This is a genomic window from Rhodoferax sp. GW821-FHT10B06 (genome assembly GCF_059415605.1).
Genome location: NZ_JBWKNO010000003.1, coordinates 91,512 through 113,808, shown reverse-complemented (window position 1 = coordinate 113,808; position 22,297 = coordinate 91,512). Strand labels below are relative to the sequence as shown.

General features: G+C 61.8%; 15 protein-coding genes and 1 pseudogene. 8 read left to right on the top strand and 8 right to left on the bottom strand.

What is annotated here, in order from left to right; all coding sequences use genetic code 11:
- The first annotated feature begins 357 nt into the window (after positions 1 to 357).
- Entirely contained in the window at positions 358 to 2,049 is a 1,692-nt protein-coding gene (locus tag AC07O2_RS05955) for a phospholipase D-like domain-containing protein (RefSeq protein WP_495074826.1), read from the top strand.
- Between the two features lie 438 nt (positions 2,050 to 2,487).
- On the opposite strand, the gene AC07O2_RS05950 is transcribed toward AC07O2_RS05955, so the two are convergent.
- Positions 2,488 to 3,255, bottom strand: a complete 768-nt coding sequence (locus AC07O2_RS05950) for a hypothetical protein (protein WP_495074825.1) — start codon at positions 3,253 to 3,255, stop codon at positions 2,488 to 2,490.
- 15 nt (positions 3,256 to 3,270) lie between these two features.
- Positions 3,271 to 4,494, bottom strand: a complete 1,224-nt coding sequence (locus AC07O2_RS05945; RefSeq protein ID WP_495074824.1) for a site-specific integrase — start codon at positions 4,492 to 4,494, stop codon at positions 3,271 to 3,273.
- A 95-nt stretch (positions 4,495 to 4,589) separates the two neighbouring features.
- Here AC07O2_RS05945 and dusA point away from each other — a divergent pair, with 95 nt between their 5' ends.
- Positions 4,590 to 5,576 carry a tRNA dihydrouridine(20/20a) synthase DusA gene (dusA, locus tag AC07O2_RS05940; protein ID WP_495074823.1) on the top strand — a complete coding sequence of 329 codons (987 nt, stop codon included), beginning with the start codon at positions 4,590 to 4,592 and terminating at the stop codon, positions 5,574 to 5,576.
- 5 nt (positions 5,577 to 5,581) lie between these two features.
- Here dusA and AC07O2_RS05935 read toward each other — a convergent pair whose 3' ends face one another.
- The 6 genes from AC07O2_RS05935 to AC07O2_RS05910 all read right to left on the bottom strand — a co-directional run bounded on the left by AC07O2_RS05935 (position 5,582) and on the right by AC07O2_RS05910 (position 15,631).
- Complete coding sequence (locus AC07O2_RS05935) at positions 5,582 to 9,370, bottom strand: response regulator (RefSeq protein ID WP_495074822.1); 3,789 nt, start codon at positions 9,368 to 9,370, stop codon at positions 5,582 to 5,584.
- Between the two features lie 295 nt (positions 9,371 to 9,665).
- Positions 9,666 to 12,377: a response regulator gene (locus tag AC07O2_RS05930; protein ID WP_495074821.1), complete on the bottom strand. Its 2,712-nt coding sequence runs from the start codon at positions 12,375 to 12,377 to the stop codon at positions 9,666 to 9,668.
- Positions 12,365 to 13,456, bottom strand: a complete 1,092-nt coding sequence (locus AC07O2_RS05925) for a SpoIIE family protein phosphatase (RefSeq protein WP_495074820.1) — start codon at positions 13,454 to 13,456, stop codon at positions 12,365 to 12,367. Before AC07O2_RS05925 ends, AC07O2_RS05930 begins: the two co-directional genes overlap by 13 nt.
- A gap of 2 nt (positions 13,457 to 13,458) precedes the next feature.
- On the bottom strand, positions 13,459 to 13,833 hold the full coding sequence (locus AC07O2_RS05920; RefSeq protein WP_495074819.1) for an STAS domain-containing protein: 375 nt from the start codon (positions 13,831 to 13,833) through the stop codon (positions 13,459 to 13,461).
- A gap of 12 nt (positions 13,834 to 13,845) precedes the next feature.
- Positions 13,846 to 14,760 (bottom strand): protoglobin domain-containing protein, encoded by a 915-nt coding sequence (locus tag AC07O2_RS05915; RefSeq protein ID WP_495074818.1) that lies wholly within the window; start codon positions 14,758 to 14,760, stop codon positions 13,846 to 13,848.
- A 226-nt stretch (positions 14,761 to 14,986) separates the two neighbouring features.
- On the bottom strand, positions 14,987 to 15,631 hold the full coding sequence (locus AC07O2_RS05910) for a GntR family transcriptional regulator (protein ID WP_495074817.1): 645 nt from the start codon (positions 15,629 to 15,631) through the stop codon (positions 14,987 to 14,989).
- Positions 15,632 to 15,718: 87 nt separating this feature from the next.
- Between AC07O2_RS05910 and scpA the strand changes: the two genes are divergently transcribed.
- The 6 genes and pseudogenes from scpA to AC07O2_RS05880 all read left to right on the top strand — a co-directional run bounded on the left by scpA (position 15,719) and on the right by AC07O2_RS05880 (position 22,294).
- Positions 15,719 to 17,896 carry a methylmalonyl-CoA mutase gene (gene scpA, locus AC07O2_RS05905; RefSeq protein ID WP_495074816.1) on the top strand — a complete coding sequence of 726 codons (2,178 nt, stop codon included), beginning with the start codon at positions 15,719 to 15,721 and terminating at the stop codon, positions 17,894 to 17,896.
- Between the two features lie 45 nt (positions 17,897 to 17,941).
- Positions 17,942 to 18,151: pseudogene (locus AC07O2_RS05900) on the top strand (GIY-YIG nuclease family protein); the annotation flags it as partial.
- Between the two features lie 258 nt (positions 18,152 to 18,409).
- Entirely contained in the window at positions 18,410 to 19,363 is a 954-nt protein-coding gene (gene meaB, locus AC07O2_RS05895; protein ID WP_495075084.1) for a methylmalonyl Co-A mutase-associated GTPase MeaB, read from the top strand.
- A 30-nt stretch (positions 19,364 to 19,393) separates the two neighbouring features.
- Positions 19,394 to 20,926, top strand: coding sequence for an acyl-CoA carboxylase subunit beta (locus tag AC07O2_RS05890; RefSeq protein WP_495074815.1), 1,533 nt, complete (start codon positions 19,394 to 19,396; stop codon positions 20,924 to 20,926).
- Positions 20,927 to 20,942: 16 nt separating this feature from the next.
- Positions 20,943 to 21,989, top strand: coding sequence for an acyltransferase family protein (locus tag AC07O2_RS05885; RefSeq protein WP_495074814.1), 1,047 nt, complete (start codon positions 20,943 to 20,945; stop codon positions 21,987 to 21,989).
- A 14-nt stretch (positions 21,990 to 22,003) separates the two neighbouring features.
- On the top strand, positions 22,004 to 22,294 hold the full coding sequence (locus AC07O2_RS05880) for a helix-hairpin-helix domain-containing protein (RefSeq protein ID WP_495074813.1): 291 nt from the start codon (positions 22,004 to 22,006) through the stop codon (positions 22,292 to 22,294).
- The last annotated feature ends 3 nt before the right edge of the window (positions 22,295 to 22,297 follow it).

Sequence of the window (22,297 nt, the reverse complement as noted above, 5' to 3'; positions counted from 1 at the left end):
TTCGTGCCGCTGACCAGTATTTAATTCGCCTGGGTCCACTATCCACGCGGAGACTGTGCGGGGGGTAGTGAAGCTGGATGTCGCGGCACTGATTCCGCAGATGTCGGAGACGTTCATGTCACCGGATAGGGGGGAAGAACTGAAATGCGCAAAACGATCACAGAGCGAATTTTCCCCATAATTAGGTACAAGGGGTGCAAACAATTCGTTACCATAGGACTCGGCAGTCGGTGACACCGTGCGTGATTCTGCCCAACAGGGCCACCGAGGATGTGTCGGTCCGTGCTCTTTTTCTTTGTGCAGTCTTGCTTCTGCCGCGTCAAGCTGCAGGGTTGAATAACAACAAAGGAGGTAACCGTGGCAATTGACTTACGTGTGTATGCGAACGGTGATGACTGCCTAGTCATCTGGAAAACAACGGAAATCGCCGATTGCCTTGGTTTCACGATTGGTCGCGAGCGAAAGCGTCCGAACGGCATAGAACGCCTTGTGCTGCCCAACCGCTTGGGATTCAAGGGCGAGCCCATGAAGGAAGGCGAAACCCGCCCCTCCACCATATGGCCTTTTCAACGGTATGACTGGACGGACCACAGCGTCAGCACAGGGGATGAAGTTCGCTACTGCGTCACCCCGGTGCTGCGTCTGGCCGATGGTTCCGTGCAGCCCGATGTAGCTCAAGCAGCAGATTGGACGCCGTGGATCACATTGACCCCAACGGCAGGCGATGCTTCGGTATATTTCAACCGAGGTCTTGTGATGTCGCAGTTCATGGCGCGGGCGCTCAAAGGAGATTTCTCGGTCAAGGCGCTAAAGAAATTCAAGGCTAATCTAGCAAATCATGAGGACGCGCTGCGAAAGTTCCTGGGAGGCGACCTTCTCAGCAAACTGGTCAGTCTGTTGGCGTCCGCTAAATCCGATGGCCTGCACATCTGGGGCGCGCTATACGAGTTGTCGGATCCCGAACTGATCGAGTCGCTCATCGGCTTGCGCACCAGGGCTCACGTTATCTTGGCGAACGGCAGCGACAAGTCTGGCGATGGCAATGCCAAAGCCGCCGCGCAGCTAGATGGCGTAATTGATCTGCATCGCCGTTTACTCAAGTCCAAAGGCTTAGGACACAATAAGTTCGTGGTGTTCACGAATGCGGCGCGCGAGCCACAGGTCGTTTGGACCGGCAGCACGAACTGGGCAGAGACGGGGCTTTGCACCCAGGTCAACAATGGCATCCTCATCGAGGACAAGGAACTAGCACAGGAATACCTAGATCAATGGGATCGCATCCAGAAGGCAGGTGACGAGTTCCCTGACGATTTGAAGACCAGCAATTCGACCGCCAAACAGATCGCTGACCGCTATTCCTTGTTTTTCACGCCAACCAAGCAACGCGTTGACATGGACTACGCCGCATCGTTGATTGATGCAGCCAAGGAGTCCGTTCTTTTTCTGATGTTCAAACCTGGAACCAAAGGTTTGCTCAATGACGTTCAGCAGGCACGGCTAAAGAACCAAGGCCTATATCTCTACGGTGTCATCAATGATTTGACTATGCCGGTCACGACTGGATCGGGCGACCAGAAACAGACGACGGTGGTCAAGCTGGTCAGTGATGACGTCACGAAGAAATATCCCTTTGCAGTGCTTGAGCCGGAGGGTGTCAAGACGCCTTTGGCGACTTGGGCTGCCGAAGTTACGCGCCGCGATTTCTTTGGCTCCAGTCCGCAGTTTCCGACGGTCGGCCACGCCATCATTCATGCGAAGGTGATCGTGATCGACGCATTCGGTGCTGAGCCCTTGGTGATCACGGGCTCACATAATTTCAGTGACAGTGCGTCGAGCAAGAACGACGAGAACTTTCTTGTCGTACGCAAAAACAAGGAACTGGCCTTGAAATATTCCGTAGCCATCAGCGCGGTGTATGACCATTACCGTTGGCGTGCATTGCTTGCCTTGGGCAAGATCAAGGATCCCGGTCTTGATCCCAAGCCGATCTGGCAAAAACGGAAGCGCTCTGGTGACGCGCTTAGCAAGATTGACTACTGGGTTCGATGAGCAAGGCCTCGGGGTTGCCGTGCTGGTGTGCCAGCAACCACGTTAGGGTATCCCTGATGCTGATCGATGATGGCGTTGAAAACGCCGCCTCCCCGAAAATCGCTCCATCTCCCGCGCCAACAAAAAAGGGATACCCTGGCCGGGTAAAAGCTGAGAGCGTTGATTATCCTCCTTTAACGTGGTCGTCGGGCACCTGTCTTGCGCACAAAAAACCCGCCTCTCGGGCGGGCTGGTTGTTGGGGGCAGGGCGCTGACTATTCCGTGACAAGTTGGGGGTAGTCGCGTCGCTTGCTGTTCGCCCTTGCTGCGGTTTCCAGTCGTTTTTTGCCTTCTGCAGTCACACGCGGGATGCCCTTCAACGAGAGGGTGAAGACGCGCCCAGGCTTCGCCCCCGCCTCAAATTTGGGCGCTGCTGCAGACTTCTTGAGGGCGGTGGAGCTAGTCACGAGGATCTCCGGCAAAAACTTTTTCACCAGCATAGGGTATCAGTTTTTGCCAAGATGTGCTAGCAGCGCTCAGATCGAAGGCCATGAGGCGCTGTGATCCTTGGGCGTCCCACCATGCGGAATCGATCGCCAGTACGTCCTGAACGGTTTCGCAGTCCTGGAGATGTGGCGCGCCCGCAGTTTCGCCAGGAAGCAGATCGGCGTCGAAACCGAGTTTTGGCCAGACTTTGTAGCCGATATGGCGCTTGCTGTAGCCCTTGCCGCCGGCGGCGACCAGAGAGATATGACCCAGCCCGGCCAAGTGCGCCGTGATCGCGCACAGCGTGAAAGCGAATGTGCCCAGGTTGCGCGGGGTTTGGTGCTCGTTCAGGAAGTAGTGGTCGATGTGCAGACCGTCGATAAACAGGTCCGTCGTGCCGATTTCTTCAGTGAAGAGGCCCAGCTTGTTCTTGTGGGGGCTTTGAATGACTTTGTTGTTGATCACTGTGAAGTACAGGCCCGGCGGTGCATCGTCGGGGCCATGCCGTTTCTCCGCCTGTTCGTGTACGCGGCTGCCATCGAACACGGAGAACAGGTGGGCGAATTCCAATGTCGACAACTGACCGAATGGCATCTCGAAAAGGTTGGTGGCTACCAATTCCTCTCCGTCGTACCGGATGTTCATGCCAGTCAGATAGGTTTGTGTGATCCCGTGCGCGAGAAGCTGCTGATGCAGAGTCGCCAGATGCGAACGGTAGTAATCGGTCGGTTGAAGTGGCACGGTGCAAAGCAGGATTCAGATGGAGGCTGCTGCACCCACTGGGGATGCAGCGAACGTACGGGAGTGCCCGGCACCCTGCATGTTGGGGGGCGAAGAGGTGGAGGTTCCTGTACTGGCGTGTTCGGGGGCAGTGGAAGCGCCCAGCGCAATCTGCGCTGGGCTGGCGGGCATGTCGATCGACGAGAGCTGTGTCAGCGGCTTGAGGCGATGCAGATACTCCGGCCGCAGGTTGGTGTACCGCTTGAGCATCTTCCAGTCCTTGTGGCCGGTCACCAGCGCGGTTTGCTCGATGGTGAAGCCGGCTTCGAACAGGCGGCTGGCGGCTTCATGTCGCAGGTCATGGAACTTGAGATCCTTGATTTTCAGTTCCTTGCACCCGCGTCTAAATGCAGTGCCTACAGAGCGACCGTTGTAAGGGAATATCAGGCTGCTGCGTCCGGAGAATGATTTCTGTTCCTCCAAGATGGCCCAGGCATCGAAGCCCGTGGCGCTCAGCAGCGGCACCCTTTGGTCATTGCCGTTCTTGTCGCGCGGATCCTTTCGGTCGCGCACGACGACGGTATGGGCCTTCGCGTCGATGTCCTCCCAGCGGATGCGGCAGATTTCGTCCTGGCGCATGGCCGTGGCAATGGCGAAACGCATGATCCGGCCGATGGGGATGATCTGCCGGCCGTTGTTCTCGAAATAGTCCGCGAGCGCCTGCAATTCGTCGAGGGTAGGGCGTCGGTCGCGCTCCCGGCCCTTGCCGACCAGGCCCAAGCGTTTGAGTGCGATGCGGGCCAGGTCGATCGGCTCGACTTGGACTCCAATCCCGTGAACGGCCGCGGCATGAGAAACTACGAGCTTGATATAGCCGATGTCCATGCCGATGGTGACAGGGCCTGCGCCTTCCTTTGCGCGGTCTTTGCCGAACTGGATGAGCCGTTCGCGCGTCAGTTCCTTTAGGCGCACCTTGCCCAGCTTCGTTTGCAGAGCATCGAGGGTGAAGGCCTTGGAGCGGCGCGGTGCCCGCAGCACCTCCTTCATGTCGGTGACGTGCAAATCGATCAGGTCGCCAAAGGTCGTGGGATCCTTGACCTTGGGTCGGCTTGCCGTCCCGCCCAGGTCGATGCGGCGTTCCGTGGCCAACGCCCATTCTTGGGCGTCCTTGTGGCGCCGAAAGGTTTCACTGGCATAAGAGCCCTTGCGGCGGACTTGCGCGCGCCAGTTGCCGGACGGGAGCTGCTTGAAGGTGGCCATTTCGTGTGCTCCTTGTGTGCACTGCTAGGTCAAAAGTGGGCGAATTTGGTCAAATTTGAGTGCACACGGGAGTGCACACGAGAGGTGGTAAGTGCATGAATGATAACGCTAAGTTGTTGAATTATAAAGGGAAAATTCTTTCTGTCGCTCCTATGATGGACTGGACTGACGCGCATTGCCGCTATCTCCACCGTCTGATTTCCCGCCACACATTGCTTTATACCGAGATGGTGACCACCGGCGCCTTGCTGCATGGCGACGTGCCCCGGCACCTGCGCTTCAACGCCGAAGAACACCCCGTTGCGCTGCAGCTGGGCGGCAGCGAGCCGGCCGACCTGGCGCGTTGCGCCGTGCTGGGCGAGCAGTGGGGCTATGACGAGATCAATATCAACTGCGGCTGCCCCAGCGAGCGGGTGCAACGCGGTGCCTTTGGCGCCTGCCTGATGAACGAGGCGCCGCTGGTAGCCGACTGCGTGAAGGCCATGGTGGATGTGGTGGATGTGCCCGTCACGGTGAAGCACCGCATCGGCATCGATAAGACCGAGAGCTATGAGTTTGTGCGCGACTTCGTCGGCACGGTGGCCGAGGCCGGTTGCAGCACCTTCATCGTCCACGCCCGCAATGCCTGGCTGAAAGGCCTGAGCCCCAAGGAAAACCGCGAGATTCCCCCGTTGCGCTATGAGCTGGTGCACCGCCTCAAGCGCGACTTTCCGGCGCTGACGATTGCCATCAACGGTGGCATCACCACGCAGCAGCAGATTGCCGAGCAATTGGACCTGCTGGATGGTGTGATGGTGGGCCGCGAGGCCTACCACAACCCCTGGTCCATGGCGGGCTGGGACCAGGCTTTTTACGGTGCGGCGCCTAGCGAGGCTACGCGTGAATCCGTGGAAGAGCAGATGGTGGTTTATATGGAGCGCCTGGCCGCAGAGCAAGGCCTGGGTTGGTATGGCATTGCCCGCCACATGCTGGGTCTGCGCCACGGCCTGCCCGGTGCGCGCCGCTGGCGCCAGGTGTGGAGCGACCACCGTTTGAAAACCACGCCACCGCGCGAGGTGATGGCCCTGGCCCACGCCCACTGACGTTTTTACTTCAATTCGACCAGCGCGGTTTCAAAGTCGTAGTTGGCCATGGCAGCAGATACCGTGCGGTAGGTCTCCCCTAGCGCGTCTTGCAGCATGCCTTTGTGCTCTTGCCAGGTGTCCAGGGCTTCCGGGTCGCTGTCGGCCAGTTGCCGGCGAATCGTATCCAGCGTGGCAGCCAGTAGTACCGGGTCTACTTCGGTGCTGGATGTCTTGGTGCTGGGTAGGGCTGCCTGTATGGCTTCAACCAGTGCGGCCAGCTGGCTTGCGACCAGGGCAAGCAGTATGGCCACGGCTTCTGCGGGTTCCCGGGCTTTCAGGGCGGCCTCCAGCTGGTTCGCGGCATGTTGTAAATCGGTGGCTCCAATATTGCCGGCAAGACCTTTGAGGGTGTGGGCGTAGCGCTCCGCGCTGGTTGCGTCGTCCTCCTCCAGTGCTTGGGCTATAGCGCTGGCGGCATGCGCCTGGCCATGGGCAAATTTGCGCAGCATCGATACATAGAGCGACTGTTTGCCCATGACGCGGCGCAGGCCCAGAGCGGTGTCCAGCGCGGCGATGTGCTGCGGCACGGCATCTGCTGGCGGCTCGGTAGCGACCTCTGGTGGCTTGACGTCCAGCCCCAGGCCGCTGCGGGGCAGTACCCACTGCGCCAGCGCACACCAGAGTTCATCGGGTTCTATGGGTTTGGCAACGAAGCCATTCATGCCGGCGGCCAGGCAGCGCTCGCGGTCTGCTTGCATGGCGTTGGCGGTCATGGCCACGATGGGCAGCGTGGCCGGCGCGCTGCCGGCGCCCAATTGGCGAATCGCTTCGGTAGCGCTGATGCCATCCATCACCGGCATCTGCATGTCCATCAACACCAGGTCGTAGGCCACTTGTTGAACCATGTCCACTGCGATTTGTCCGTTGTCGGCCATATCCACATGGAAGCCAGCGTACTTCAGCAGCTCGCCGGCAACCTGCTGGTTCAGCAGATTGTCTTCCACTAACAGGATGCGTGCACCGCGCAGCGGCGCCAGGCTGCGCAGTGCGGCACTGGTATGCGCGGCCGTGTCTTGGGCCGGGCTGAGCGTCGTGTGCTGCCCCAGCGCGTTGACCATGGTGTCGAAGAGAAGGGAGGGGCTGACAGGCTTGAGCAGCACATTGGGAACGTGGGCATCACCTGCACCCAGCATGATTTCTTCGCGGCCGAAGGCCGTGACCAGCACGACCTGTGGTTCGGCTGGCAGCTTCAGGGCGCGCAGCCGCTGTATGGTTTGCAGACCGTCCATGCCGGGCATTTGCCAGTCCATCATCACCAGATCGAAGGGGCTGCTGCCCTGGGCGCGGCTGCTGACAGCTTCCAGTGCCAGCGCACCGCTGGAGGCGGTTTCCACCACAAAATCCATGCTGCGCAGCATTTCGCTGAGCACCGTGGCCGCAGAGTCGTTGTCGTCTACCACCAGCACCCGGCGGCCACGCAGCTGCATGTCGCTCAGGCATGGGCGTGCCACCCGTTGACCGAGTCCCATGCGGGCCGTGAACCAGAAGCTGGAGCCCTGGCCCGACGTGCTGTCCACGCCGACCTGGCCCCCCATGAGTTCCGCCAGGCGCTTACAGATCACCAGCCCCAGGCCCGAGCCGCCGTACTCCCGGGTGGTGGAACTGTCGGCTTGGCTGAAGCTTTGGAATAGGCGGCCAATTTGCTCGGCGCTCAGGCCGATGCCGGTATCGCGCACGGTGAAGCGCAGAACGACGCCGCTGGGTGTGTACTCCTGCACACGCACCGATATTTCAATCTCGCCATGCTCGGTGAACTTGATGGCATTGTTGGCGTAGTTGATCAGGATCTGGCTCAGCCGCAGCGGATCGCCTACCAGCTGCTGCGGTACCTGCGCGGGCAGGTCGCACACCAGCTCCAGGTTCTTGGCCTGGGTCTTGTCGGCAATCACGGTGACCACATTGCCCAGCACCTGCTCCAGGTCGAAGGCGATGTGCTCCACCTGCAGCTTGCCTGCCTCGACCTTGGAGAAGTCCAGGATGTCATTCAATATGCCCATCAGGTGCTGGCCTGACTTGTAGATCTTTTGCAGGTAGTCGCGCTGGCGCGGGTCCAGGTCGGTTTTTAGCGCCAGGTGCGACATGCCGATGACGGCGTTCATAGGCGTGCGGATTTCGTGGCTCATATTGGCCAGAAAGTCGCTCTTGGCCTGGCTGGCCAATTCGGCTGCTTCTTTGGCGCGGCGCAGTTCGGTGGCGGTGGCGCGCTGGATGGAGATGTCTTCATAGACCCATACCACGCCTTCTTCGAGCTTCTTTGGATTGATGGCACGGCCGTAGGTGTGCACCCAGAGTGGCGATCCGTCTTTACGCCGCAATTCCACGTCGCCTGAGAAGAATCCGCTGGCCTGCATGGCAGGGTTGACCCGCCGGCGGATGGCGGAGAGGTCTTTCTCGGACAGGAATAGCTCCTTGGTTCCGTGCTGCAGCAGTTCGCCCGGGCCGTAGCCAAACATGCGCTCCATGGCCGAGTTGCAGCGCTGGATGGTGTAGTCCACGGCGAAGATTACGCCCAGGCTCACCGATTCGAAAATGGTTTCCTGCTCACGCAGCGCAACCGCCAGCCGTTCCTCGTACTGTTGCCGCGCCCGGTTGGTTTGCAGCAAGCTATGGTTCATGTCGTTCAGCGAGGCCAGCAGCTGGCCCATCTCGTTGTTGTCGTGCGGCAGCGGGGTGTCGTACAAGTTGCCGGCGGCAACCTGGCGTGCAATCTGCACGGCCTGCAGTACCGGCTCGCTGATGGATCGGCCTATGAAGTAGGCCAGCACCGCCAGCACAAGGTACAGCAAGGCGACCACGGTGAGCAGCGTGTACTTGGTGGTGGTCAGTGCGTCCAGGCGCTGGTCCAGGCTGCTTTGAAGTGCCATGAAGGCCGCTTCTGTGAACCGGTTTTGGGTGTCGATGATTTCGTTCAGGGTCTGGAAATCATCGGGCGCATTGCGACCGAAGATCTCCGGCTGCAGGATGTGGGCATGCAGGTTTTTGTAGATGCGCTGCCAGTGGAAGCTGCTGGCCAGCACCGGTGTCTGCAGCGGTTCGCGGAAGTCTGCGTTGGCGCGTACGGCTTTTTCCAGTGTGTTTTGCAGCTCGTCGAAGTCGTCGGTGATGCGGCCGATCTGGGCCGTCAGGTAGTTGCGCTCTTCGGCCGATACATCGATCTTGTTGATAAGTTCCACGCCCTTGTCACGCACTTGCGCCAGCGATTCCAGCAGCGAGGGAGATTCGATCAACGCCACACGCTCCAGCAGATAACTCTCGGCGTGCGGGTCTAGGTTCAGACCGAAGTCGTCGGCCAGCTGGTCGTTGATCTTCGTCAGCAGGCGTATCAGCGTGGTGTGCTGGACAAAGCTCTGATCCTGCAGCGGGTGCTTGCTGTCCAGCGTGTCCTGCAGGTCCAGCCACTCGGATTGGCATTGCTCCCACAGGGCGGAGATCACCGGCGTGCGTATGCCGGGCAGCAGGGACTGGACACGCGCCATCGCCGTGTGGACGCCGGCCCGTGCGTCACGCAGCCCGGCGGTGGGGCTGCTGGACGAGGTTTGTGCCACCAGTCCACGGTGTTTTTGCAGCTGCATCACCAGTGTCAGCACCGAGCGTATTGGCGGTACGCCCTGCAGCTCTTTGTGTAGTGTGTCGGTGGTGGTGTTGGCCTCGCGCAGGTACAGGGCCATGGGCAAGGCCAGCAGCAACAGGCTGAGTAAACCCAGCAGGGCCACTTTCTGCGATATCAACCGGCGGTTCAGCCAGGCTTTCATGGTGCGCTGTTTCTATTGCGGTGATGGTGTGCGGTATGGCTCGCCGCATGTGCGGGCCTCAGGGCGTTCGCACGTATTTTGGGTGCTATATATTCAATAGCTGCTTGCGTACGATTTATCTGCGCCACAGGTCTATTTTCTTTGTAATTCATATCGGTTGGTAGACGGGCCTGATTTTTCGCTTGCAGCGCCAGGGTGGCGAGCTGCCAATATACCGAACACCGTGTGGCTTGGAACTTTGAGCGTAATGGATATAGCGTAACCAGTGGTCGACAGGTGACCTTCTGGAGCTGAGTCAGGCCTGCATGGCCTGGGATAGCTCGGTCAGTGCCAGTTCAAAGTCGTAATCCCGCAGGGCGGCTTCCATGTCGGCATGGCGGCCGCCCAGCACGGCCCTGAAGGGTTCGCGGTAGCGCTGGAAAACATCGCGCGCATCTGGGTCGTTGTCTTGCAGCTGAAGCACGAAGCGTTGCATCACTTCAGCAGGTATGGGGTCTGTGGCCCGGGCCGGGGACGGCGCCTTGCCCAGTACCGATTGGGTGGCCTGCACCAGGATATCCAGCGGCTGCTGCAGCAGTTGCAACAGGGCTTCCACTTCGGTCGGACTGCGTTGGTCTCGGATGGCGAACTCCACCTGGGCGGCGGCGTGCTGCAGGCCCGCGGCGCCAATCGTGCCTGCTGCGCCGCGCAGGGTGTGGGCCAGGCGCTCGGCTATGGCGGGGTCGTTCTGCTGCAGGGCCAGGCGTATGCGTGTGCAGCAGTCATGTTGACCGTCGATAAACTTACCCAGCATGCTGCCGTAGAAGGATTCCTTGCCCATCATGTGCTCCAGCCCCATGGTGACGTTCAGCCCGGGCACCGCCCGCAGCCGGCTGGTCAGGGAGAGGGCTGGGCCGGGTGGGGCTGCTGCAATGGAGGCCACGCCGCCCAGCCCGGCACGCGGATGTATCCAGCGCGCCAGAGCCCGCCAGAGTTCTTCGGGGTCTATGGGCTTGGCGATAAAGCCTTGCATGCCGGCGGCGGCGCAGCGGTCGCGGTCCGCCTGCATGGCATTCGCCGTCATGGCCAGGATGGGCATCTGGGCGAAATCGGGGTTCGCGCGTATCGCCAGCGTGGCGTGGATGCCGTCCATCACCGGCATCTGCATGTCCATCAGCACCACGTCAAAAGCTTGTTGCACAGACCGCGCGCACACCATGTCAATGGCGATCTGGCCGTTGTCGGCCAGACTGACCTGGAAGCCCGCCTCTTGCAGCAGCTCGCTGGCCACCTGCTGGTTCAAAGGGTTGTCTTCCACCAGCAGAATGTGCGCGCCGCGCAAGGGGGCCAGCGCGGTCAGGGCTGAACTGCCGGCTGGGGACGCATTTTGTGCGCCTGCCTGTGGCGGGCGTGCGTCCAGCAGGCGCATCATGGTGTTGAACAGCACCGAGCCACTGACCGGCTTGTGCAGCAGTTCGTCGATAAAGGCCGCATGTTGGCCGTCGATTTCGTCTCGGCCATAAGCCGTGACCATCACGCGGCGTGGCAGCAGAGGCAGGCGCAGCGTCGTAATGCGCTGCGCGACCTCCAGACCGTCCATGCCGGGCATCTGCCAGTCCAGCATCACGATGTCGAAGGGCGTGCCAGCGTCAGAGGCAAGTTGCAAGGCGTCCAGCGCCTGTGGGCCGGATGCGACCGAGGCCACGCTCAGGTTCAGCGCGGCCAGCATGTCCACCAGTACGGCACGGGCGCTGTCGTTGTCATCCACCACCAGTACCCTGCGTCCGCGCAGGTCGATGCTGGGGGCCAGCCAGCGCGGACGCTGCTCGCCCAGGCCCAGCCGGGCGGTGAACCAGAAGCAGGAGCCCTTGCCTTTATCGCTATACACGCCTACGTTGCCGCCCATCAGCTCGGCCAGGTTTTTGCTGATCACCAGGCCCAGGCCGGTACCGCCATACTGGCGGGTAGTTGAGCTGTCGGCCTGGCTGAAGCTCTGGAACAGGCGACTGATCTGCTCGGGCGTGAGGCCTATGCCGGTGTCGTGTACCTCGAAGCGCAGCAGGACCTGGGTGTCGCTGCGTTCTTCCATACGTACGACGATATCGATTTCGCCGTCTTCGGTGAACTTGATGGCATTGTTGGCGTAGTTGATAAGGATCTGGCCCAGGCGCAGTGGGTCACCCAGCAGGCTTTGCGGCATGTCGGCTGGCACCTTGAACACCAGCTCCAGGTTCTTGCTCTGCGCCTTGTCGGCCACCACGGTGGCCACGTTTTCCAGCAGTTGGTCCAGCTCGAAGGCGGTTTGTTCCACGCGCAGCTTGCCGGCTTCCACCTTGGAGAAGTCCAGTATGTCGTTCAGGATGCCCAGCAGATGCTGGCCGGACTGGCGGATTTTGAGCACATATTCGTACTGGCGCGGGTTCAGGTCGGTCTTCAGCGCCAGGTAGGACATGCCGATGATGGCGTTCATGGGCGTGCGGATTTCATGGCTCATATTGGCCAGAAAGTCGCCTTTGGCCCGGCTGGCTGCATCGGCTGCATCCTTCGCCAAGCGCAACTGCTCCAGCATGGCGCGCATATCACTCTCGGCCTGGCGGGACTCCATGAACAGCTCTTCGCGCGACTTTTCGGCGAACCGGGCCCGCAGGTCGTCCAGGCGCTCGGGGCGCAGCGTTTGCTGCAGGGCAAAGTACAGGCGCAGACCGTGGCGGCCGTCTTTCTGGAAGGTTTCACTGTTGTGCACAAGGCCGCGCAATACCAGTGCAGGTGCCGGCAGCGGCGTGCTGGCGCTGAAGCTCAGGCCGGCGAAATCGCGCAGCCCCAGGCGGTAGATGTCCATGGCCAGCTGCGGGTCTTGTCCATGGGCCAGCAGCCAGCGGCACATCTCGGAGGTACATGCTGCCATGGGCGTGCAGTGTGGCGACGGGCCCTCGATGGCCAGCAGGGCATGCAAGACCTTGCTGCGCGCCTCCAGGCAGGAGTGGGCCGCATACAGCGACAGCTGGCCTATGCTGGCTACCGCTTGCACTTGAGCACGATGCAGCTGGCATCGTCTGTTGTTTTGCTGCCCTCGCGCAGCACATGCTCGGCAATTTGCTGTGCCGTACCTAGGCGGGCGCGGCGCAGCATCTGGCTGCTGATGGTTTCGCGTATGCCGTCCGAATAGAGCAGCACCACATCATCGGCATGCAGGGGGAAGCGTTGTACATGCGGCGAGGGGAAGCGTTCGCCCAGCACGCCATCACGTGAGATGCCGGCCCAGGGGATGGCCCCGACGCAGCGGATGCGGATATTACCCACGCCGGCAAACAACAGCTCGCCGCGTACCGCATGCACAAAGGCCACGGCTGCAGCGGCGCCCACCGTGCCTATGCAGTACTCGTGCATGCGCTGCAGCAGCTGGTCCGGTTGGGTGTTGCCGGCCGTGCGCACCAAATCGGCCAGCGGCTCGGCTACCGCATGCGCGCGTTTGCCATGGCCCGATGCATCGATGCAGGCCAGTAGCAAGCCGTCCGGTACCTGTTGTACCACTGTGCTGTCGCCGCACAGGTACTCCGGGTAGCGTGGGCGGTTGATTTCGGCCAGATCGAACGACAGCTTCGGGGCCTGGCCAGGCCGCGGTGCGGCGGCAGCCTGCAATGGGGCAGGGCCGGGCCGCGGCGGGGCGGCGGAGAGGGCCATGGTGTGGGCAGACTGGTTCAACCATTTGCGGGTTTGCACCTTGCAGCCCTGTCCGGGGGCGGACGCGATGTGGAACTCGGACACCATGCGGCGCACGCCGCTCAGACCCAGGCCCAGCGTGCCCGAGGAGCTGTAGTGTTCCTCCATGGCCAGGGCCACGTCGGCAATGCCCGGCCCGGCGTCTTCGGCCACGATGTCCACGCCATGGCGGTAGCCGCTGTGCACGGGCTGGATGCGGATTTGGCCCTGGCCCGCGTATTTCAGGATGTTGCTGCCCAGCTCGGCGACCACGGTGGCCAGCATCGTCAGGTCTACCGCCGAGTACTGTGCCAGTGCCGGCATGCGCCCCACCTGGGCCACGGCCATGCGCAGGTCCAGTGCGGACTGGATGCGGAAGGCGGCGCTGTCGTGGGTGCTGCCGGACATGGTTAATACGTACCCTGGGACGCCAGCAGCGCGAAGGCGTCTTCCATGTGCATGCAAAACTGCTGGTCGCCGATGTTCGCACCGGCCTGGGCCAGAAAACTGGCAATGCCCGGATTGAGCGCCACAAACACCACCTGCGCGCCCAGAAAACCCATCACCCGGGCCAGGGCCTGGATGCGCGAGAACTCATGCAGGTCCAGCACCGGCACGGCAGAGAAGTCGAGCACGGCTGCTGGCAGCCGTTTGTCCACCAGGCGCTCGGTTACGGCCTGGTGCAGCGCATCAAAGCTTTCGTCCCGCAAATCGGCCTGCATGGCCACCACCAGGCAGCCCTGCACCTCGGTCATGGAGACGCTGTGGAGCATGCTGGCGGACATGCCAACGCGTCCCTACGACCCGTTCCGGGGACGCAGGCCGCCGGTAAGTTGGGCGGTGGCGCTGACATCGGTTACGCCCACTGCGCGCAGCGCCAGTTCGAAGGCATCGCGCAGGGTGGCGGTGGTGCGTACTTCGCCAATCACCACGCCCAGCTCGACCATGGTGCGGGCGATGGAGGGCGACACGCCGGAGATGATGGACTCGCAGCCCATCAGCCGGGTGGCCTTGGTAATCTTGATCAGCTGGTTGGCCACACCGGTGTCCACCGAGGCCACGCCGCTGATGTCCAGCACAAAGACCTTGGAGCGGCTCTCGGCGATCTTGGTCAGCGTCTTGTTCATGATCTCGGCCGTGCGCGTGGTGTCGATGATGCCCACCAGCGGCAGCAGCAGGATGCCCTCCCAGATCGGCGTGACCGGGGTGGACATTTCCATCATGGCCCGGTTGTGGTCGGCGATGCGTTCGCGTGCGATGCGCGAGATGGTGTCTATCACCAGAAATGTGTCCATCTTCAGCTGCTTGCTGATGGACAGGGCCATGTCCAACACCTCCTCGGTGGGCAGGTCGGTAGTGCGCAGTTTTTTCACCAGCATCTGGTAGAACATGCTGACACCGGCGAAGTAGATGTCGTTGGGCAGCTCGATGTGGGCGTGGATGGCGCCCACATGCGTGCAGCGGGCCACGTAGAAGTCGTTGATCTCGGCGGCAAAAAACTGTTGCCAGTGGCGTACCTGCAGCTTGCGCACGCGGCCCACGTTGTCGCTGTCCGGAAAGAACTGCAGATACTCCGGCTGCTTGCGCAGCCACACATACCATTCCTCCACAAAGGCTTCCAGTTCAGGCTCGATGATGCTGCCCGCCTTGCGAACATGGTCTACATCTTGGGGGGTGATATTGAACTTTTCCAGCAACTCGTGCGATGTCATGGTGCTCCTTGGAGATGGCTCTGGCAGGGGGGCGGGCCGGACACGCGTTGGATATGCGCCGGGCCGCAGGCATGGCCCATTTTGTAGTGCTTTAGACCATTCGCCAAGCCCCGTAGCAACCCGTGGAGCTGGGCGATCATCTGTTTAGGGGATGATGGTGAAAATATGTGCTGGCGCAGGTGATATCTGCGCTAGCAGCTACAAATACTGTAGCTTTTCGGTGTCTTCAGGAGGCAGCTTCCAGCCCGTTGTGGAAATGCTGGTGCATGCACTGGCTGGCGCGCGCAGCATCCTGGGCCAGCAGGGCATCCATCAGCGCCCGGTGCTCCTGCAGCGACTCCTGGATGCGGCCGGCTTTCAGCAGCGAGTTGTGCCGGTTCAGCTTCATCACCTTGCGCAGATCGGCCACGATCTGGTCGCGCCAGCGGTTGTTGGCGATGGCCAGCAGGCGCATATGGAATTGCTCGTTGATGGCAAAGAACTGCTCGCGTTGGTCCACCGCGGCTTCCAGCTCGGCGTGCAGGGCCTGCAGCTCGGCGCGCTGCGCGGGGGTGGCGCGGGTGGCCACCACGCCGGCAGCGTCGGACTCCAGCAACGCCAGCAGGTGGTAGACATCGGCCAGGTCGGTCTCGGACACCTCGGTCACATAGGCGCCACGGCGCACCTTCATGGTCACCAGGCCCTCGGTGGCCAACACCTTCAGCGCTTCGCGCAGCGGCGTGCGGCTGATGCCGTATTCCTCGGCCAGCTTCAGCTCGTCGATCCAGCTGCCGGGCTCCAGCGTGCGCGCAAAAATGCGCTGGCGCAGTAGCTCGGCCACTTCTTCGTAGAGCGCGCGGGGAGTCAGTGGAGTAAGGGTGGTGGCAGCCATGGGCCGGATTCTACGGCAAAAATAATTCTGAATTTATAATTATGAATGCAGTAAACTGCCGCACAACGCAGCCAAGCCCCAAGTCATATGAGTCACACCGTACCTGAATTTAGCCCCGCCAGCCTCGCGCAATGGGCCAAAGCCGCCGCCAAGTCGGCGCCGGGCGGCGATGTATCGGCACTGGACTGGCATACGCCCGACGGCATTACCGTCAAACCGCTGTACACCGCCGAAGACACGGCGGGCCTGCCGCACACCAATACCTTGCCCGGCTTCGCGCCCTATATCCGCGGTCCGCAGGCCACGATGTACGCGGTGCGGCCCTGGACCATCCGCCAGTACGCGGGCTTCTCCACCGCCGAAGAGTCCAATGCCTTCTACCGCAAGGCCTTGGCCGCTGGCGGCCAGGGTGTCAGCGTGGCGTTTGACCTGGCGACCCACCGCGGCTACGACAGCGACCACCCGCGCGTGACCGGCGACGTGGGCAAGGCCGGCGTGGCCATTGACTCGGTGGAGGACATGAAGATTCTGTTCGACCAGATCCCGCTGGACCGGGTCAGTGTCAGCATGACCATGAACGGTGCCGTGCTGCCGGTGCTGGCCGGCTATGTGGTGGCGGCGGAAGAGCAGGGCGTGCGCCAGGACCAGCTCAGCGGCACCATACAGAACGACATCCTCAAAGAGTTCATGGTGCGCAACACCTACATCTACCCGCCCGCGCCCAGCATGCGCATCATCGGCGACATCATCGGCTACACGGCACAGCACATGCCCAAGTTCAACTCGATCTCGATATCGGGTTACCACATGCAGGAGGCGGGCGCCAACCAGGCGCTGGAGCTGGCCTTCACCTTGGCAGACGGCAAGGAATACGTGAAAACCGCCATCGCCACCGGCATGGATGTGGACGCCTTCGCCGGGCGCCTGAGCTTCTTCTGGGCCATAGGCATGAACTTCTACCTGGAAGTGGCCAAGATGCGTGCCGCGCGCCTGCTGTGGTGCCGCATCATGAAGGGCTTTGACGCCAAGAGTCCCAAGAGCCTGATGCTGCGCACCCACTGCCAGACCAGCGGCTGGAGCCTGACTGAACAAGACCCGTACAACAACGTGGTGCGCACCACCATCGAGGCCATGGCGGCCGTATTCGGCGGCACGCAGAGCCTGCACACCAACAGCTTCGACGAAGCCATCGCCCTGCCCACCGAATTCAGTTCGCGCATCGCCCGCAATACCCAGCTCATCATCCAAGAAGAGACCCACATCCCTCACGTGATCGACCCCTGGGCCGGCAGCTACATGATGGAAAAGCTGACCCAGGACATGGCCGACGCCGCCTGGAAGATCATCGAAGAAGTCGACGCCATGGGCGGCATGACCAAGGCCGTGGACAGCGGCTGGGCCAAGCTCAAAATCGAAGCCGCCGCCGCCGAAAAGCAGGCCCGCATTGACAGCGGTAAAGACGTGATCGTCGGCGTCAACAAATACAAGCTGCAGACCGAAGACGCCATCGAAAGCCGCGACATCGACAACGTGGCCGTGCGCGACGGCCAGATTGCCCGCCTCAAAGTTATCAAGAAAAAACGCGACTCCGCGCAGGTGGAGCGTGCGCTGGCTGCTATCAGTTCTGCAGCAGAAACAGGCCAGGGCAATCTGCTGGCCCTGAGCATAGACGCCATCCGCGCCCGCGCCACCGTGGGCGAGGTCAGCGATGCGCTGGAGAAGGTGTACGGCCGCCACCGCGCCGACACGCAGAAAGTCACTGGCGTGTACGCTGCAGCCTACGACTCTGCCTCTGGCGAAGGAGACACCATGGAATTCTGGGACGCTCTCAAGGTCGACATCAATGCCTTTGCCACCGAGTTTGGCCGCCGCCCCCGGGTGATGGTCAGCAAGCTCGGCCAGGACGGCCACGACCGGGGCGCCAAAGTAGTCGCCACCGCCTTTGCCGACCTGGGCTTCGACGTGGACATGGGCCCGCTGTTCCAGACCCCCGAGGAATGCGCGCGCCAGGCGATTGAAAACGATGTGCACGCCGTGGGCGTATCGACCTTGGCGGCCGGCCACAAAACCCTGGTGCCGGCCATCATTGCCGAGCTACGCAAGCAGGGCGCGGACGACATCATCGTCTTCGTCGGCGGCGTGATCCCGCGGCAGGACTACGACATGCTGTATGCGGCGGGCGTGAAGGGCATCTACGGGCCGGGCACGCCGATTCCGGTGAGTGCGCGGGATGTGCTGGAGCAGATCAAGAAGGTGCAAGGATGAGCGTCCTGCTTGGGCTGAGTCCGATTGAGTCCTGAGCCATCTGGAATGAAGCCTTTTTTTGTTTATCTCCTGCGCTGCTCCGACGGCTCCTACTACGCGGGCCAAACTGACGATATGGATGCACGTATGCATCAGCACGTCGTCGGTCAAGTAGGCTATACCTCAAGCAGAAAGCCGCTGGAGCTCGTCTGGCAAGGCGAATTTGAAACGCGTGAAGCCGCTATTGCGTTTGAGTTGCAGATCAAGGGGTGGTCACGAGCCAAGAAAGAGGCCTTGGCGCGTGGCGACTGGGACCGTATCAAAGAGCTGGCCAGGTCTCACAACTCCGTTCGGGCTGAGCCTGTCGAAGCCGCCGTTGGCGCGCCGCAGGGATTACCAGGCTCGCCACCACCAACCGTTCGGGCTGAGCTTGTCGAAGCCAATGCAGCTCCTTCGACGGAGCTCAGGACAGGCCCTTCGACAAGCTCAGGGCGAACGGCGGGGGTTGAGCAGGTGATTGCAATGGGTAGTCCTATGGCCCAACGCCGCGCCATCGCCAAGTCCATCACCCTGCTCGAATCCACCCGCGACGACCACCGCGCCCAGGCAGACGAACTGCTGACCACGTTGCTGCCGCACACCGGCAAATCCTTTCGCCTCGGCATCAGCGGCGTGCCGGGCGTGGGCAAATCCACCTTTATCGAGGTGCTGGGTCTGCACCTGATAGGCCTGGGCCACCGCGTGGCGGTGCTGACGATTGATCCGTCCAGCACGGTGTCCGGCGGCTCCATCCTGGGCGACAAGACGCGCATGGAGAGGTTGTCTGTGCACGATCGGGCCTACATCCGCCCCAGCCCCAGCAGCGGCACCCTGGGCGGTGTGGCCGAGAAGACGCGTGAGGCCATGCTGGTGTGTGAAGCGGCAGGTTATGACGTAGTGATCGTCGAAACGGTTGGCGTGGGCCAGAGCGAGACGGCCGTGGCCGGCATGACAGACATGTTCGTGCTGATGCAGCTGCCGAATGCTGGTGACGATCTGCAAGCCATTAAAAAAGGCGTGGTCGAGCTGGCCGACCTGGTGCTGATCAACAAGTCCGACATCGATGCACTGGCGGCCCAGCGCGCCCAGTTGCAAATGACTTCCGCCATGCAGCTATTGGGCTTATTTGGCCCGCACGACGACGCACACTGGCGGCCGCAGGCCTTGCTGCTGAGCGCGCTGGCCGGCCAGGGCGTGGAGGCGTTTTGGGCCGCAGCCCTGCAGTTCCAAAAACTGCAAACTGCCAACGGCAACTGGCAGACCCGGCGCCAGCAGCAGTCGCTGGCCTGGATGTGGGAGCGCATTGACGCGGGGCTGAAGCAGGCCTTTCGCCAGCACCCGCAGGTGCAGGCTTTGTTGCCGCAGCTGCAGGCCGAGGTAGCAGCAGGGCGGCTGCCCGCATCCACCGCAGCACGAAATCTATTGCTGGCGCAGCAAACATCTGCGTAGATAGCTATCAAAAACGGAGCAACCATTCTTATGCAACATATCCTGGAACAGCTGGAAGCCAAGCGCGAACAAGCCCGCATGGGCGGTGGGCAAAAGCGCATCGACGCCCAGCACAGCAAGGGCAAGCTCACAGCCCGTGAACGCCTGGAGCTGCTGCTGGACGAGGGTACGTTCGAAGAATGGGACATGTTCGTCGAGCACCGCTGCGCCGATTTCGGCATGGCCGACAACAAGATTCCCGGCGACGGCGTGGTCACCGGCTACGGCATGATCAACGGCCGCCTGGTGTTTGTCTTCAGCCAAGACTTCACCGTGTTCGGCGGCGCACTCAGCGAAGCCCATGCCGAGAAGATCTGCAAGATCATGGACCAGGCGATGAAGGTCGGAGCGCCGGTCATCGGTCTGAACGACTCGGGCGGTGCGCGCATCCAGGAGGGCGTGGCTTCGCTCGGCGGCTATGCCGATGTGTTCCTGAAAAACGCCATGGCCAGCGGCGTGGTACCGCAGATCAGCATGGTGATGGGCCCCTGCGCCGGTGGCGCGGTGTACAGCCCGGCCATGACCGACTTCATCTTCATGGTGAAGGACAGCAGCTATATGTTCGTCACCGGTCCCGAGGTGGTGAAGACTGTGACGCACGAGGAAGTGACAGCCGAGGAACTGGGCGGCGCCATCACCCACACCACGCAAAGCGGCGTGGCCGACCTGGCGTTCGAGAACGATGTGGAGGCGCTGCTGATGCTGCGCCGCCTGTACAACTACCTGCCGCTGAACAACCGCGAAAAAGCGCCCCTGCGCCCCAGCGGCGACCGCGCCGACCGTATGGACTACAGCCTGGACACCCTGGTGCCCGACAACCCCAACAAGCCCTACGACATGAAGGAGCTGATCACCAAGACGGTGGACGACGGCGACTTTTTCGAGCTGCAGCCCGAATACGCGAAGAACATCGTCATCGGCTTTGCCCGCATGGAGGGCCAGACGGTGGGCATCGTGGCCAACCAGCCGCTGGTGCTGGCCGGCTGCCTGGACATCAAGAGCAGCATCAAGGCGGCGCGCTTCATCCGCTTCTGCGATGCGTTCAATATCCCGGTCATCACCTTTGTCGACGTGCCCGGCTTCATGCCCGGCACCAGCCAGGAGTTCGGCGGCATCATCAAGCACGGCGCCAAGCTGCTATACGCCTACGCCGAGTGCACCGTGCCCAAGGTCACCGTCATCACCCGCAAGGCCTATGGCGGCGCCTATGACGTGATGGCCTCCAAGCACCTGCGCGGCGACGTCAACTTTGCCTGGCCGCATGCCGAGATCGCCGTGATGGGCGCCAAGGGCGCGGTGGAAATCATCTTCCGAGAAGACAAGGGCGACCCGGCCAAGCTGGCCGCCAAGGAAGCCGAGTACAAGGCCCGCTTCGCCAACCCTTTTGTGGCTGGTGCGCGCGGCTATATCGACGACGTGATCCTGCCGCACGAAACCCGCAAGCGCATCTGCCGCAGCCTGGTCATGCTGGCCAGCAAGAAGATCGAAAACCCGTGGCGCAAGCACGGCAATATTCCGCTGTAAGCATGCAGAGCGCGCGATGAACAAGCTGTTGTCCCTGCAGATACTGCGGGCCGTGGCGGCCTGGCTGGTGGTGTTGCACCACTACCACCAGTTCTTTCACAACATGGATGACAGTCCAGGCCTGTGGCATTTCGCCGGGGCGGTGGGCAGCTACGCGGTGTTTGTGTTCTTTGTGATCAGTGGCTTCATCATGCAGCGTTCGCTGGCGCAGCGCCCCGTGTCCGCGCTCAGTTTCTTTGCCAGGCGGGTGGAGCGCATCGTGCCGGCCTACTGGGTGGCGACGCTGTGTCTGATTCTGGCGGCCAGCGTGGTGGGGCTGGGGCCTTTGAACTGGGGCGCGTGGACGCTGCAAAGCCTGCTGCTGTCTCTGGCCTTTGTTCCGCACCAGCACCCTGCGGGCCTGGGGCTGTTCCCGACGCTGGTGGTGGGTTGGTCGCTGAATTTCGAGATGTTTTTTTATGCCCTGCTGGCGCTGATGTTGGGCCTGTTCAGGCGGGCCTGGCTGTGGCCGACCCTGGGTGTTTTGTGCGTGTTGCCGCTGGTGTGGGGGCCGCAGTGGTGGTTGGCCAGCATCGCCAGCAGCCCACTCTTGATTTTGTTCGCGGTGGGGCTGCTGGCCGGCCAATGGCTGGCGCTGCCTGCGCAGAACCAGCGCCGGCGCAGTGTTTTGCTTTTGGCCGTTGCGATCGCAGGCGTGACGGTGGCGTATCTGGCGACCTACCCTTGGCCTGTGGTCTGGCAGTTTTCGGGGGCGTTCAAGATGTTCCTGGCCTGCGCCATGGTGCTGAGTGCTCTGCTGTGCAACAACTGGGTCAGCCGTTTGCCAGGGGCAAGTTTTCTGGTTCGGCTGGGCGACTATTCCTACTCCACCTACCTCTGGCACCCGGTGGTGCTGGTGTTGCTGCATGCCATTGCCTGGCGCCCCGCAGGTGGCGCGCTGGAGTGGCTGTGGTTCACCGCCTATGTGCTGCTGGTGTACGTGCTGTCTTTTATTTCCTATCGCTACGTCGAGTCGATCCGGTTCGTCGGCAAACGCCGGGTGCTCGGACGCAGCGCGTCTTGAATGGAGGAGTAGCCATGCCCAAAGCCGATACCGCTGCCCAGGTCCGCGTACTGACCGACATCCCGAATATTGGTGCATCCATCGCGAAAGACCTGCGTGGCCTGGGTCTGCGTACCCCCGCCGATGTGGCCGCCATGGACCCCGTGGCGGTCTACGAGGCCCTGCGCGGCCCCATGGGCCAGCGCCACGATCCCTGCGTGCTGGACACCTTCATGGCAGCCAAGAAATTCATGAACGGTGGGCCACGCCAACCTTGGTGGGATTTCACCGCCGAACGCAAAGCTTTGCTGAAATCAAAAGAATAGGAT

Bases quoted from the DNA above. Each gene is read 5' to 3' on its own strand.
- AC07O2_RS05880 (WP_495074813.1), top strand. From the start codon at position 22,004: ATGCCCAAAGCCGATACCGCTGCCCAGGTCCGCGTACTGACCGACATC.
- AC07O2_RS05945 (WP_495074824.1), bottom strand. From the start codon at position 4,494: ATGGCCACCTTCAAGCAGCTCCCGTCCGGCAACTGGCGCGCGCAAGTC.
- AC07O2_RS05935 (WP_495074822.1), bottom strand. From the start codon at position 9,370: ATGAAAGCCTGGCTGAACCGCCGGTTGATATCGCAGAAAGTGGCCCTG.
- AC07O2_RS05920 (WP_495074819.1), bottom strand. From the start codon at position 13,833: ATGTCCGCCAGCATGCTCCACAGCGTCTCCATGACCGAGGTGCAGGGC.
- scpA (WP_495074816.1), top strand. From the start codon at position 15,719: ATGAGTCACACCGTACCTGAATTTAGCCCCGCCAGCCTCGCGCAATGG.
- AC07O2_RS05910 (WP_495074817.1), bottom strand. From the start codon at position 15,631: ATGGCTGCCACCACCCTTACTCCACTGACTCCCCGCGCGCTCTACGAA.
- dusA (WP_495074823.1), top strand. From the start codon at position 4,590: ATGAATGATAACGCTAAGTTGTTGAATTATAAAGGGAAAATTCTTTCT.
- meaB (WP_495075084.1), top strand. From the start codon at position 18,410: ATGGCCCAACGCCGCGCCATCGCCAAGTCCATCACCCTGCTCGAATCC.
- AC07O2_RS05915 (WP_495074818.1), bottom strand. From the start codon at position 14,760: ATGACATCGCACGAGTTGCTGGAAAAGTTCAATATCACCCCCCAAGAT.
- AC07O2_RS05885 (WP_495074814.1), top strand. From the start codon at position 20,943: ATGAACAAGCTGTTGTCCCTGCAGATACTGCGGGCCGTGGCGGCCTGG.
- AC07O2_RS05890 (WP_495074815.1), top strand. From the start codon at position 19,394: ATGCAACATATCCTGGAACAGCTGGAAGCCAAGCGCGAACAAGCCCGC.
- AC07O2_RS05925 (WP_495074820.1), bottom strand. From the start codon at position 13,456: ATGTCCGGCAGCACCCACGACAGCGCCGCCTTCCGCATCCAGTCCGCA.